Genomic DNA, 13,191 nt, shown 5'->3' with positions numbered 1-13,191 from the left:
ATTAATAATAAAATCAAACTCATTAAAAGGGTATCTTTTGGTTATAGAAATTATGATAATTTGCGTAATCGAATTATTATAACTTCGCGACTATTTGCCTCAACAACAAAAAAAGAGATTAAACAACATAAGGTTGCTTAATCTCAATATTTGGACTCATCAGTCCGATTTGACGTAGAGCCTAAAAACATAGATAAACGGAATAAACAAGTTCAGTTTTTAATCATGTTGGTGACATTCAACTATTAGATTATGGATCGAGATAAGAAAATTTAAGAATAATTATATTTTAATATTTAAATTATTATATAAATATATTATAATATTAATATATCAACGACAATGCGTGGAACTTATAAAACGAAATACATTGAAATCAGTAGCCAGCCTGCTATGAGGCTAGGCAATAATTGAATATCATAGCTTATTTGAGTTTAAAGTGGTAATCATCACTTTAAACTCTTTTTTAATTTTAAAAATAAAGCTAATTCATTGTTTAATGATTGAAATTTTCCAAAATGTCAATTTGTAATAAGCTAATATAAATGAAATATGCGGCTTCTTAAACACAACCAATGCTAACTAACTAAATTATCGTTATAATTATAATGTATTTATATGGAGGAATGAACAGTGGATTTTTGGTTAAAAGAGCAAAGTATTAAAAATAGAGATAAGATAGCAGTTACAGATGGAAATCATTCTATAACTTTTAAGGAATTGTATGATAAAGCATTTTCAATATCAGAACAAATTCTTTCTTTAAATAATAATAGAGTAGGATTGTATATTAAAAACGATATTGCGTCTATCACACTGATTAACGCTTGTTGGTTAGCTAATGTTGAAATAGCAATGCTAAACACGCGATTAACAGAAACTGAAATGATAAATCAAATGAATTCCATCAATGTATCAACAATATTAACGACGCAACCATTTCACTTGTCGGATTTTAATGTAATACATATATCTGAAATAGAACAATATTCAAAACGTATCAATAATCAAACATGTAATTATGATCGAATTGCTTCAATTATGTTTACATCTGGAACGACAGGTCCTCAAAAAGCAGTACCACAAACCTTTAAAAATCATTATGCAAGTGCAATTGGGTGTAAAGAAAGTTTAGGATATGATGAAACCACTAAATGGTTATCTGTTTTACCGATATATCATATTTCAGGTCTTAGTGTTTTATTACGTTCTATAATTGAGGGCTTTACGGTACGTATATTGGAAAAATATAATACACAAACGATGTTATCGATCATTAAGGAAGAAGGACCTACCCATATATCACTAGTCCCACAAACGCTTAAATGGCTTATGGATGCAGGATTAAACCAACCGTTCTCAATTGAGAAAATATTACTTGGAGGTGCCAAATTATCAACTACATTAATTGATGAAGCCCTAAATTATCAGTTACCGATATACAATTCATTTGGAATGACAGAAACGTGTTCTCAATTTCTAACTGCTACACCCGAGATGCTTGCACAACGGTATGATACTGTCGGTAAACCAAGTGAAAACGTTAATGTACGTATTAAACATCCAAATAGTGAAGGTCATGGCGAACTTCTCATAAAAGGAAATAATGTAATGAACGGTTATTTATATCCAGCAGGGTTGAGCGATACTTTTGAGGATGGATACTTTAAGACTGGTGATATAGCAGAAATTGATGAGGAAGGATTTGTGATGGTTTATGATCGTCGCAAAGATTTGATCATAAGTGGTGGGGAAAATATTTATCCATATGAGATTGAATCAATTGCTAAAACACATTCAGATATTAATGACGCTGTATGTGTAGCGCAAGAGGATGAGACATGGGGTCAAATACCAGTACTATATTATGTTTCAGATGATACAATTCCAGAAATAGAATTAACTAAATATTTGAAAACGTATTTGGCAAAATATAAAGTACCCAAAGCCTTTCATCAGGTTGAAAGTTTACCGTACACTTCTACAGGTAAATTACAACGCAACAAAATGATTAATAAAGGACAATAATATGAGGATTAAAGCAGTAAATTTTTATCTTTACAATCATGAATTTAGAGATCCAATTGTAACTCCCAAAGTTAAATTGACATACCGAAAAGCACTTATTGTTGAAATTTTAAGTGAAGAGGATCAATCTTTTTTTGGAGAGTGCAATGCATTTGAAACAAATTGGTACAACGAAGAAACGATTGAAACTGTACAAGAAATACTTTCACAATGGTCAGAAAGGATTGTTAAAAAGTCTGTTCATAAATATGAAGATTGGAAACCATATTTAGATATACTTGACAATTATCCCACAGCGAGAAGTACTGTAGTTATGGCGATTTATCAGATGTATCATGATTTACCGAAGTTTAAAGTAGCGTATGGTGCAACGATAAGTGGCATAAGTGCACAACAACTTGATTATTTAAAACAAACTCAACCCAAACGTATAAAGTTGAAATGGACAGGTCAACTGAATGATGACATCTCACTTTTAGATGACATATTGCCTTATGATTTTGAATTAGCATTAGATGCTAATGAGTCACTAGATGTTTCTGATTTTCAAAAATTAGAATCTATAAATGACCAAAATATACTTTATATAGAAGAACCATTTAAATTGCTTTCTTCAACTTTACACATTGATCATACACAATACCCTGCAATTGCACTCGATGAAAAAGCTACTGATATCAATAGTATTATTTCAATTGTTAACCAATTCCCGGTTAAAGTAGTGATTGTTAAACCATTTAGAGTTGGTGGTCTTGATAGAGTACAATCATTGATTCGTGAATTGAAATCAATTGATATTAAAGTGGTTATAGGTGGAATGTACGAATATGGACTAAGTCGTTACTTTACTGCATTATTAGCTCGAGAAGGTGATTATCCTGGGGATGTAACTCCAGATGGTTATTATTTTACTAACGATTTCACGCAAGGTGTCGGTAAATTAAAAGAGGGGATGATTTCATTTTCCCCCCCTCAAATCGATAAATCAAAATTACTTAAATTAAATTAGTGTCTATGTTTATCCTTTTTTAAAGGAACTGGATCAAATCCACCTTTATGTAGTGGATGACATTTAAGAATGCGACGTATTCCCATGTAGCCGCCTTTGAGTGGGCCGTAAACTTCAATCGCTTCTCGTGTATATTCTGAACACGTAGGATAAAATCGGCATGTGGGTGGTGTCATAGGTGAAATATAGCGTTGATATATATGGATTATTCCAAGAAATAATTTTTTAAACATTATAGGCCTCCAACAAGTAATACGATTATAAATAAGTTTAACATATTGAAGGGAGTAGTATGGAACATGGAGTTTCTAGATAAAGATAATAGACGTGTCACAATGTGTTACAAAACGAACAACGACCATCCAGATGGTAATCATGTTTTAGCTATTCCGTTATATCAGAGTCAGTTACTATTTACCCATCATAAATTACGTGGCATCGAGTTCCCGGGTGGTAAGGTTGAAAAAGGAGAAGAAAGCTTACAAGCTATCAAGAGAGAGCTTTTTGAAGAAACAGGAGGCATACCTGAAACGATAGATTATATTGCTCAATATCAGGTTCATACATTCGATAACTCAATTTTCAAAAAAGATGTATATATCGTGAAGGTTAAATCATTTAAAGAGAAAAGTGATTATTTAGAAACGAGAGGGCCATTATTATTTGATAATATTAATTCTATTCCATTAGATAAACAAAGTTATTTAATACAAGATAATGCAATTCTTAAATGTGTTGAGAGGATGATAGAACTTGGATATTATCGCGACTAAGAAAATGCCTATAGCATCAAGAACACACCAATTCGATGAAATTACTTATAAAGTTGATGGCTTAAAAGTAAAAGCATTACAGATGTGTCCTTTAACGAAGACAGTAAAAAGAATCGTAGTATATTTGCGAGGAGGTAAGGGACAAGTCGGACGTGTACGTGCAGCAAGACTAATGCAGTTTGCAAATGATAATACCTTAGTTGTAGGTCCTTATTATAGAGGAAGTAATGGAAGTGAAGGTAGAGATGAGTTTGCTAACGCTGATTTAAAAGATGTTACCTATCTCATAAAGATACTTAAACAACGATTTCCTAATGCATATATACACATGATTGGTTTTTCAAGAGGTGGAATACAAGGACTACTTACATATCAAGATTACCCAGTCGATAGTTACATCATCTGGGGTGGTGTATCAAGTATGCACTTGATGTATGAAGAACGTACTGATTTAAGAGGGATGTTGCGTCGAATGGTAGGACATCCTTCCAAAAATAAAGAATCTTATGACCAAAGAGATGCGATAAAACTTATTGATTCTAATAGTCCACCAATTTTAATCGTTCATGGTGGCAAGGATAAACAAGTAGGTATTCATCATGCCAATTACTTGGAAGAACAATTGAAATTAAAAGGTGTTGTTCATGATACATTTTATCAACTTGATGAAGGGCATGTACCTAGACCACAAGCAATGAAATTAGCGCTCGATTATGTGCATCAATGGATGACGAAATGTGAAGAAATATAATAAGACAACGTATAAGGTTTCAGTACAGTATGCCTTATACATTGTCTTTTTAATAAATATTAATTATTTGTTAAAGCCACCAGTGTTAGCAATTTCTTCAACTTCTGGACCGAATTTCTTGAAGTTTTCTTCAAAACGTTTAATTAAGTCATCCGCTTGAGCGCGATATTTATCAGAATCACTCCAAGCATTAATTGGATTCAGTATTGTTTTTGGAACATCTTCCATTTCAGTAGGAATACTTAAACCAAATTTCTCATCTTTTGTGAACTCTGCATTTTTCAATTTACCTTTAATTGCTTGATCTACCATATAACGAGTGTAATGTAGACTAATACGTCTACCTACGCCGTATTTACCACCAGTCCAGCCAGTGTTAACTAAATATACATCAACCTCATGTTTATCTATTAGCTCACCTAATAAATCTGCATATTTAATAGGATTAAGTGGTAAGAAAGGTGCACCAAAACAAGTTGAGAATGATGGTTCTGGTTCAGTAACGCCACGCTCAGTTCCAGCTAATTTAGAAGTGAAACCACTTAAGAAATGGTACATCGCTTGAGATTTAGTTAATTTAGCAATAGGTGGAAGTACACCAAATGCGTCAGCAGTTAAGAAAATTATTGTATTAGGATGTGCTGCTTTAGATGGTAATACAATATTATCAATGTGATGAATTGGATAAGCAGCACGTGTATTTTCAGTATATGAATTATCATCGAAATCAACAACACCACGCTCGTTAACCACAGTATTCTCTAATATAGTACCGTATTGAATCGCGTTATAAATTTGAGGTTCTTTTTCTTTAGAAAGGTTGATTGCTTTTGCGTAACAACCACCTTCAATATTGAAAATACCGTTTTTATTCCAACCGTGTTCATCATCACCAATCAATTTTCTATCAGGTGCTGCTGATAAAGTTGTTTTACCTGTACCTGATAATCCGAAGAATAAGGCTACGTCTCCTTTATCTCCAACATTCGCAGAACAATGCATACTCATAATATCTTGCATTGGAAGCAAATAGTTCATTACTGAGAAGATACCTTTTTTCATCTCACCAGCATACTCTGTACCACCAATTAAAATGGTTTTATGTTTGAATGAAATGATAACAAAAGTTTCAGATTTAGTTCCATCAACTTCAGGATCAGCTTTAAAGTGAGGTGCTGAAACAATTGTGAAGTTAGGTTTTATATTACTAGCTTCTTCTTTAGAATCTGGGCGGATAAACATGTTTTGAGCAAAAAGGTTGTGCCATGCAAGTTCATTGATAACTGTAAGTTTCAATTGTGTGTCTTTGTCACTACCTGCATAACCATTAAAAACGTAAAGTTCGTCTTTTTTATCAAGATAGTCTAAAACTTTAGAGTAGAGATTTAAGAAAGTTTCTTCATCGATAGGTTGGTTGATATCTCCCCAATGAATATTATCTTTATAAGAAGGTTCTGTAACAATGAATTTATCTTTAGGTGAACGTCCAGTGTATTTACCTGTGCTCGCATTGATAGCACCAAGTTCAGTTAATTCTCCTTCATTATTATCCATAATTTTGTAATAAAGTTGAGTTGTTGAAAGCTGAAAAAGAGAGCTTTCTTTTTCCAATAATTTTTTAATTTTAGGTGTTTCGCCGTATGTATCTACTGACATACCCAATCCCTCCAGCGTGTGTTATAGAAATTCAATATTGTAAGCCTTTACATGAAAATAGTATAACATAATGCCGTAATTATTCCACCTGGAAAAAACAAAAACCATTTAAAAACAAAATTGACATTAATAAATGAATTAGGTAGTATAGTTCTTAACGGATTCTCTTATCCTGAGTGGTGGAGGGACATGGACCCAATGAAACCCAGCAACCTCTTTTTTAAAAGAAAGGTGCCAAACCGTTTGCAGACATATATTCGTCTGAACGATAAGAGCGAATGGACGTTTAAGAGCCTTCTCTCTGTCTTGAATAGTGAAGAAGGCTCTTTTATTTTTGAGCTCACATTTAAAAGAGAATTTTCGTAAATATAGTTATAAAAGGAGCAAATCATGACTTACAATAAACGTTTATTTACTTCAGAATCAGTGACAGAAGGACATCCAGATAAGATTGCTGACCAAGTATCTGATGCCATTTTAGATGAAATCTTAAAAGATGACCCCAATGCACGTGTTGCTTGTGAAACTACTGTAACAACTGGAATGGCTCTAATTTCAGGTGAAATATCTACATCAACCTATGTAGATATCCCTAAAGTTGTAAGAGAAACAATTAAAGGTATTGGCTATACTCGTGCTAAATATGGCTATGATTACCAAACTATGGCAGTTTTAACTGCAATCGATGAGCAGTCACCTGATATTGCACAAGGTGTTGACAAAGCACTTGAATACAGAAATGATATTTCAGAAGAAGAGATTGAAGCTACTGGTGCCGGTGACCAAGGTTTAATGTTCGGATATGCTACAAATGAAACAGAAACATATATGCCTTTACCTATCTTTTTATCTCATCAATTAGCTAAACGTTTATCTGATGTACGTAAAGATGGAATTTTAAACTATTTAAGACCGGATGGTAAAGTTCAAGTAACAGTTGATTACGACGAATCAGATAAACCTAAGCGTATTGACACGATTGTAGTATCATCTCAACATGCGGATGACATTGAATTAGAACAAATTCAAAGTGACATTAAAGAACATGTCATATACCCAACAGTTCCTGAAGGATTAATTGATAATGAAACGAAATTCTTTATCAATCCTACTGGAAGATTTGTTATCGGTGGACCTCAAGGTGATGCTGGATTAACAGGACGTAAAATCATTGTTGATACTTATGGTGGTTATGCACGTCATGGAGGAGGTTGCTTTAGTGGTAAAGACCCAACTAAAGTAGACCGATCAGCAGCTTATGCGGCAAGATATGTAGCTAAAAATATTGTTGCTGCAGGACTAGCAGACCAATGTGAAGTACAACTTGCTTATGCTATTGGCGTGGCTGAACCAGTTTCAATTTCAATTGATACATTTAAAACGGGCAAAGTTTCTGAAGCTCAACTTGTTGAAGCTGTTAGAGCTAACTTTGATTTACGTCCAGCAGGTATCATTAAAATGTTAGATTTAAAGCATCCTATATACAAACAAACTGCTGCTTATGGTCACTTTGGTAGAACAGATGTATTGTTACCATGGGAGAAATTAGATAAAGTCAATGTATTAAAAGATGCTGTTCAAGCTTAATAAACGCTTTAAATAATATAAAGAAATTGTCGAAATTATAGATAGTTTCCATTATAATTAGATTTACTGATAGATTAAAGGAGCGTTGATTTAATGAATTCATTTGGACCAATCGAAATTGGTTTAATCGTAGCAATTGTAGTTGCAATTATCTGTTTAATATTATTCTTAGTTACACTTAAAAGTAAAAACAATATTAAACAGAAAACAAAAGAAGAATACGACTTAAAAGAAAAGCAAATGAAAGCGTCACATGACGAAGCCCTAGAGAAAGAACGCATACAAAATAAAAAGCAAGTTACTAAACAAAAAGAAGATTTTGATGCAACTGTAAGCGGTAAAGATCGTGAAATTGATGCATTGAAACTATTCTCAAAAAACAAAAGTGAATATGTTACGGATATGCGCTTAATTGGAATTAGAGATCGTTTAGTGAAAGAAAAACGTATTAGACCTGAAGATATGCATATTATGGCAAACATCTTTTTACCAAGTAATGAATTCAATGATATTGAACGCATTAGTCACCTTGTACTTACGCGTACAGGCCTATATATTATAGATTCTCAACTATTAAAAGGGCATGTTTATCAAGGTATAAGTGGTAAGCAATTTAACGAATTGCCTATGATGGAACAAGTATTTAGTACTTTGGATTTAGATGTTAAGTCACCTCAAACACTAGTACTCGATCAAAATGAAGATAAATCTTCATTGTCATTTGTTAATTACTCAGAACAACTTACTTCAATTGAAAAGTTAGCGTCAGACTTGCAAACACAATTAGGGGCTAAATATACGCCAACTGCGATTTTATATTTTAATCCTAAACACGATGGAGACGTAACGATTTCAAATTATGCACAAAGTTCAAGTGTTAAAGTTCTAGTGGGACCTGATCAATTAGATGAGTTCTTTAATAAATTTGTATTCCATGGACGTATTCAATATAACGTAGATGAATTACAAAATGTTATGGATAAAATTGAATCATTTAATTAGTATTAGAGCCTGGGACATAAATAATATGATGATGCTATTTTGCAAATTCGCAGTAGCTGACTGAACTGAAAATGCGCTTAAATCAAGCTTTTTTCAGTTCTAGTCATCCTTGCGGGGGTGGGACGACGAATTTAAAAAGAATTCTGTCCCACTCCCTTTTTAATTTTGAGGAGAAGCTTATTAAAATAATAAACTAAACTAATATTAAAGTTTTCAATAATGACAATTATGGGAATAGAGTAGTAATTATTAAAATATAAAGAAAAGAGGTTTCTTTTATGGAAACAATTGAATTTTATAATGGTCACACAATGCCTAAAGTTGGAATTGGTACCTTTAGAGTAGAAAATAACGATGAATGTAAGGAGGCAGTTAAGCATGCAATTGTCTCAGGTTATCGTAGTATTGATACAGCTAAAGTATATGGTAATGAAGAACAAGTTGGTTTAGGAATTAAAGAAGGTCTAGAAGCTACTGGGTTAGAACGTAAAGATTTATTCATTACATCAAAACTATATTTTGAAGATTTTGGGCGCGAAAATGTTGCAAATGCTTATGAAACAAGTATCAATAAATTAGGACTAGATTATTTAGATTTATATCTTGTTCATTGGCCTGGTACTAATGAAGCAATAATGATTGATACATGGAAAGGTATGGAAGATTTATATAAAGATGATAAGGTTAAAAATATTGGTGTAAGTAACTTCAATGCAGAACACTTTGAAGCATTATTAGCTCAAGTTTCTATTAAGCCAGTCATCAACCAAGTAGAATTTCACCCATATTTTACTCAAAATAAACTACGTAAATATTTAGAAGTACAAAATATCCATATGGAGTCATGGTCACCATTTATGAATGCCCAAATCTTAGGTGATGAAACACTTAATCAAATTGGCAAAGAAGTTAATAAATCGGCAGCACAAGTCGTCATTCGTTGGAACATGCAACATGGTGTCATCGTTATTCCTAAATCAGTTACACCTCAAAGAATAGAGGAAAATATTAATGTTTTTGATTTCGAACTAACAGATGAACAAATGGAACAAATTGATTCTCTAAACAAAGATCGACGCATTGGTCCTGATCCAGCAACATTTGAGGGACATTAATAAAAATATAAAAATACACTTCATAGTTGCAAGATTTAATCTTAAAACTATGAAGTGTATTTATTTATATCGAATAACCAATAAAGCAAGAGATAAACCCTATTACAAATTGTAAAATAGAATAACTAAAAAATTGAACAGGTTTAAAACTTGGCGAAATAAATTGGACGATTTCATAAGACAGAGTTGAAAAGGTTGTTAATCCTCCAAGAACGCCAGTTATAAAAAACAGTGAAAATAATTGATAATCTTGAGCTATCCCATACACGAAGCCAATTAAGAAGCTACCAACGAGATTGACTATTAAAGTTGCAATCGGTATAGGTGACGTTATTTTACTTTTAAAGACATCTGTTAACCAAGCTCTGATAACAGCACCAATGCCACCACCTACCATAATAAGTAGTATATGTATCATGTAGGTTGCCCCCCTAATTTAACACCTAACCAGCAGAAAAGAATGCCTCCTATATAACTGGTTAAGCCATAGATAAAGAGCAAAGCGATACTATTATTTTGTGACATTGTAACTAACTCAAATTGGAAGGTTGAAAAGGTGGTTAAAGCACCTAGTAGTCCCGTTGTGACACCTTTTTTAATTAGTGGGTTGTTTTTAAAAAATTGAATGGATAACGAAGAAAAATATCCCATTGAAAATGCACCCACAATATTCGCAATTAATGTACCGAGTGGTAATCCAGAATCGGCATTAAGAGTTGATAAGACATATCTTAGTAATGCTCCAAATAAGCCCCCAATAAACACAAATAAATATTGCATTTTGTCACACCTATTCATTATTTTTATTACGTTAAACAGTAATCGTTAATTATTTTTAAATTAAAAAGTTAGTTCTGGCATTTAAAAAAGTTTACGACAATATACCAAATGTCTTAATTGAGGCATAGATATGGAATACAATCACCAATAAAATGATTATTGGCAAAATTTTACTCGCAATTCTTATCCATCCTTGTTTATCACCTAAATGTTTAATCGCTTTATCTGAGAATATAATAGAAGCAATTAATATAATCACATTAATGATACTGCACGCAATAAGTAAATATTTAACAGAAGTAATTTGCTGACTTAATAGTGGGTTGAATGTATTAAAATAAAAACTTATGATGAGTAAAATTATTGAGATATAGAAGTATTTTTTTGGCTTAGACATAATGATCCTCCTACCTAATATCATCTAATCATATTACCATATTTTAATTAACATTTAATAGTGACTAGTGAATTTGATAATTAATTTTGTTAAAAAGCAAAACATTCGCCAAGTGTTTCTAAGAATGATATAAATAATTTATAAATATTTTATTGATGCGGAATAGTCTGATCATCATATGAAAAGAAGTATATACATATAAGAAATCTATTGTGATGTAATTTAACTATCATCGTAATCGTAAATAAAGGAGGAAGAATGTAATGGCAAAATTAAATGTCGAAGTATTTGCAGATGGCGCAGATATTGAACAAATGAAAGCAGCATATAAAAATAAAGAGGTAGACGGTTTCACTACTAATCCTAGTTTAATGGCTAAAGCGGGTGTAACAGACTATAAATCATTCGCTGAAGAAGCGGTTAAAGAAATTCCAGATGCATCTATTTCATTTGAAGTATTCGCTGATGATTTAGAAACTATGGAAAAAGAAGCTGAAATATTAAAACAATATGGTGATAATGTTTTTGTCAAAATTCCAGTTGTGAATACTAAAGGTGAATCAACAATTCCGTTAATTAAAAAATTATCAGCGGACAATGTGCGTTTAAATGTTACTGCAGTGTACACTATTGAGCAAGTAAAAGAAATTACTGAAGCGGTAACTGAAGGAGTACCTACATATATTTCAGTATTTGCGGGTAGAATAGCTGATACTGGTGTTGATCCATTACCTTTGATGAAAGAATCAGTAGATGTGGCGCATAGTAAAGAAGGCGTTAAATTATTGTGGGCAAGTTGTCGTGAATTATTTAATGTTATTCAGGCAAATGAAATTGGTGCCGACATTATTACATGTCCAGCAGATGTAGTTAAGAAAGTAAATACTAATTTAGGTCGAGATATTAATGAATTATCAGTTGATACTGTAAAAGGTTTCGCTAAGGATATTCAAAGCTCAGGTTTATCTATCCTTTAAAATTTAAAAATTAAAAATAACTCCGTAATATAAGATATTGATTAGAACTTCTACATACAATTAACATTTTCATGTCTGTGTATAGATTCTCTAAATCAATCTCTTTCAGAAACGGAGTATTTTTATATAGTAAAGCTTATGTTTTTTAACTTGTAAGTAATTAAGAACTTCGCTAAAATTTAAAAGAAATCATATTAGAAGGAGATAACCACATAGTATGAAATATACAGAATTTGAAGAGAAAGTTAAAAAACAATTGTGGTTTTTAAATAAAAAGGAAAAAAAGCTATTACAAAATAATTTAACGCATTACTATAATGAGGTTGAGGGTAATGAAGGGGATATTCAGTCAAAGAAATATCGCAAACCAATTCAGTACGCAAATCAATTTTTAAAAAATAGCATATTTAAACAAAAAGAAGTGGCAAGCTCCACATTGTTATTTTTACTAATTGGAATTGTACTCATTTATGCTTTCTTGCTAGGGTTATTTTTAACAGGGTTTATTACAAGTCTTACTGCAGTGAATTATTTTATAAATCCACAAGTTTCATTGCCAGTTATAAATGTGATCTTAATTTTAATAGGTGCAATACTTCTTGCAATCGTAAGTTTATTACTCATTAAATCAGTTACTGCATTTTTTACAAAAAAATTATTAGAATATAAATTTAATAAATCTGCATAGTTTTTTGTACTAAATGATACAATAATGTACTTTCTTGCCATTTTTTATAAATTAACGAATAGGGTTCATCAACTTGTAATTGGATATTGTTTTCAAAAGTAATGATGACGCCATTTGTAGTAGAAGTTAATCCAATAATTGTTAATGCGTTGATGTAAGTTTGTAAAGGTGCACGTTGATGTTTAATAGGGAAGAGGACAACTTTGTCAGATATATATAAAGGTACTAATTTATTAATTGCTAATAATCGTTTTGCCAACTTTAGCCTTTGCAAATACGATTGATTATGCTGCTCGAAATAATGGCTCTACGTCAAATCGGACTGATGAGTCCAAATATTGAGATTAAGCAACCTTAGGTTGTTTAATCTCTTTTTTTGTTGTTGAGGCAAATAGTCGCGAAGTTATAATAATTCGATTACGCAAATT

16 protein-coding genes and 1 riboswitch are annotated in these 13,191 nt (G+C 31.9%); of the genes, 10 read left to right on the top strand and 6 right to left on the bottom strand.

Annotation, left to right across the window (positions count from 1 at the left end):
- The 3 genes from BB045_RS11980 to menC form a co-directional block, all read left to right on the top strand.
- On the top strand, positions 1-141 hold a 141-nt coding region (locus BB045_RS11980), incomplete at its 5' end, for a transposase (RefSeq protein ID WP_142236927.1).
- A gap of 492 nt (positions 142-633) precedes the next feature.
- A complete protein-coding gene (menE, locus tag BB045_RS04945; protein WP_053025188.1) occupies positions 634-2,028 on the top strand; it encodes an o-succinylbenzoate--CoA ligase in 1,395 nt (464 codons plus the stop codon).
- A 1-nt stretch (position 2,029) separates the two neighbouring features.
- Positions 2,030-3,037: an o-succinylbenzoate synthase gene (gene menC, locus BB045_RS04940; protein WP_053025187.1), complete on the top strand. Its 1,008-nt coding sequence runs from the start codon at positions 2,030-2,032 to the stop codon at positions 3,035-3,037.
- Here menC and yidD read toward each other — a convergent pair.
- Complete coding sequence (gene yidD / locus BB045_RS04935; RefSeq protein WP_075140560.1) at positions 3,034-3,270, bottom strand: membrane protein insertion efficiency factor YidD; 237 nt, start codon at positions 3,268-3,270, stop codon at positions 3,034-3,036. The genes menC and yidD overlap by 4 nt on opposite strands.
- Before the next feature lie 66 nt (positions 3,271-3,336).
- Here yidD and ytkD point away from each other — a divergent pair, with 66 nt between their 5' ends.
- Positions 3,337-3,810, top strand: a complete 474-nt coding sequence (gene ytkD / locus BB045_RS04930; RefSeq protein ID WP_053025186.1) for an RNA deprotection pyrophosphohydrolase — start codon at positions 3,337-3,339, stop codon at positions 3,808-3,810.
- On the top strand, positions 3,791-4,561 hold the full coding sequence (locus BB045_RS04925) for an alpha/beta hydrolase family protein (protein ID WP_053025185.1): 771 nt from the start codon (positions 3,791-3,793) through the stop codon (positions 4,559-4,561). Before ytkD ends, BB045_RS04925 begins: the two co-directional genes overlap by 20 nt.
- Positions 4,562-4,624: 63 nt before the next feature.
- Here BB045_RS04925 and pckA read toward each other — a convergent pair whose 3' ends face one another.
- A complete protein-coding gene (gene pckA, locus BB045_RS04920) occupies positions 4,625-6,217 on the bottom strand; it encodes a phosphoenolpyruvate carboxykinase (ATP) (RefSeq protein WP_037558865.1) in 1,593 nt (530 codons plus the stop codon).
- A gap of 164 nt (positions 6,218-6,381) precedes the next feature.
- Positions 6,382-6,492, top strand: a riboswitch (SAM riboswitch).
- Between the two features lie 115 nt (positions 6,493-6,607).
- Between pckA and metK the strand changes: the two genes are divergently transcribed.
- The 3 genes from metK to BB045_RS04905 all read left to right on the top strand — a co-directional run bounded on the left by metK (position 6,608) and on the right by BB045_RS04905 (position 9,921).
- A complete protein-coding gene (metK, locus tag BB045_RS04915) occupies positions 6,608-7,804 on the top strand; it encodes a methionine adenosyltransferase (protein ID WP_075140559.1) in 1,197 nt (398 codons plus the stop codon).
- A gap of 93 nt (positions 7,805-7,897) precedes the next feature.
- Positions 7,898-8,806, top strand: a complete 909-nt coding sequence (locus BB045_RS04910; protein ID WP_016931383.1) for a hypothetical protein — start codon at positions 7,898-7,900, stop codon at positions 8,804-8,806.
- Positions 8,807-9,084: 278 nt separating this feature from the next.
- On the top strand, positions 9,085-9,921 hold the full coding sequence (locus BB045_RS04905) for an aldo/keto reductase (RefSeq protein WP_053025184.1): 837 nt from the start codon (positions 9,085-9,087) through the stop codon (positions 9,919-9,921).
- A 64-nt stretch (positions 9,922-9,985) separates the two neighbouring features.
- On the opposite strand, the gene BB045_RS04900 is transcribed toward BB045_RS04905, so the two are convergent.
- From BB045_RS04900 to BB045_RS04890, 3 genes are all read right to left on the bottom strand, one after another.
- Positions 9,986-10,339 carry a fluoride efflux transporter FluC gene (locus BB045_RS04900; RefSeq protein ID WP_053025183.1) on the bottom strand — a complete coding sequence of 118 codons (354 nt, stop codon included), beginning with the start codon at positions 10,337-10,339 and terminating at the stop codon, positions 9,986-9,988.
- A complete protein-coding gene (crcB, locus tag BB045_RS04895) occupies positions 10,336-10,701 on the bottom strand; it encodes a fluoride efflux transporter CrcB (RefSeq protein WP_053025182.1) in 366 nt (121 codons plus the stop codon). The genes BB045_RS04900 and crcB overlap by 4 nt, the downstream gene beginning before the upstream one ends.
- A gap of 91 nt (positions 10,702-10,792) precedes the next feature.
- Entirely contained in the window at positions 10,793-11,098 is a 306-nt protein-coding gene (locus BB045_RS04890; protein ID WP_053025181.1) for a hypothetical protein, read from the bottom strand.
- Positions 11,099-11,361: 263 nt separating this feature from the next.
- Here BB045_RS04890 and BB045_RS04885 point away from each other — a divergent pair, with 263 nt between their 5' ends.
- Both BB045_RS04885 and BB045_RS04880 read left to right on the top strand, forming a co-directional pair.
- On the top strand, positions 11,362-12,075 hold the full coding sequence (locus BB045_RS04885) for a transaldolase (RefSeq protein WP_070443032.1): 714 nt from the start codon (positions 11,362-11,364) through the stop codon (positions 12,073-12,075).
- Positions 12,076-12,292: 217 nt separating this feature from the next.
- On the top strand, positions 12,293-12,763 hold the full coding sequence (locus tag BB045_RS04880) for a hypothetical protein (protein ID WP_075140558.1): 471 nt from the start codon (positions 12,293-12,295) through the stop codon (positions 12,761-12,763).
- On the opposite strand, the gene BB045_RS04875 is transcribed toward BB045_RS04880, so the two are convergent.
- The gene (locus tag BB045_RS04875) at positions 12,747-13,022 is read right to left on the bottom strand and encodes a hypothetical protein (RefSeq protein WP_370863058.1); all 276 of its coding nucleotides are present in this window, start codon (positions 13,020-13,022) and stop codon (positions 12,747-12,749) included. The genes BB045_RS04880 and BB045_RS04875 overlap by 17 nt on opposite strands.
- Between the last annotated feature and the right edge of the window lie 169 nt (positions 13,023-13,191).

Source organism: Staphylococcus sp. MB377 (assembly GCF_001922505.1).
GTDB classification, from domain to species: Bacteria; Bacillota; Bacilli; order Staphylococcales; family Staphylococcaceae; genus Staphylococcus; species Staphylococcus haemolyticus.
The sequence above is the reverse complement of the archived record's forward strand: the minus strand, read 5'-3'. Positions and strand labels throughout refer to the sequence as shown.

Bases quoted from the DNA above. Each gene is read 5' to 3' on its own strand.
- menC (WP_053025187.1), top strand. From the start codon at position 2,030: ATGAGGATTAAAGCAGTAAATTTTTATCTTTACAATCATGAATTTAGA.
- yidD (WP_075140560.1), bottom strand. From the start codon at position 3,270: ATGTTTAAAAAATTATTTCTTGGAATAATCCATATATATCAACGCTAT.
- ytkD (WP_053025186.1), top strand. From the start codon at position 3,337: ATGGAGTTTCTAGATAAAGATAATAGACGTGTCACAATGTGTTACAAA.
- pckA (WP_037558865.1), bottom strand. From the start codon at position 6,217: ATGTCAGTAGATACATACGGCGAAACACCTAAAATTAAAAAATTATTG.
- metK (WP_075140559.1), top strand. From the start codon at position 6,608: ATGACTTACAATAAACGTTTATTTACTTCAGAATCAGTGACAGAAGGA.
- BB045_RS04910 (WP_016931383.1), top strand. From the start codon at position 7,898: ATGAATTCATTTGGACCAATCGAAATTGGTTTAATCGTAGCAATTGTA.
- BB045_RS04905 (WP_053025184.1), top strand. From the start codon at position 9,085: ATGGAAACAATTGAATTTTATAATGGTCACACAATGCCTAAAGTTGGA.
- BB045_RS04900 (WP_053025183.1), bottom strand. From the start codon at position 10,339: ATGATACATATACTACTTATTATGGTAGGTGGTGGCATTGGTGCTGTT.
- crcB (WP_053025182.1), bottom strand. From the start codon at position 10,701: ATGCAATATTTATTTGTGTTTATTGGGGGCTTATTTGGAGCATTACTA.
- BB045_RS04890 (WP_053025181.1), bottom strand. From the start codon at position 11,098: ATGTCTAAGCCAAAAAAATACTTCTATATCTCAATAATTTTACTCATC.
- BB045_RS04885 (WP_070443032.1), top strand. From the start codon at position 11,362: ATGGCAAAATTAAATGTCGAAGTATTTGCAGATGGCGCAGATATTGAA.
- BB045_RS04880 (WP_075140558.1), top strand. From the start codon at position 12,293: ATGAAATATACAGAATTTGAAGAGAAAGTTAAAAAACAATTGTGGTTT.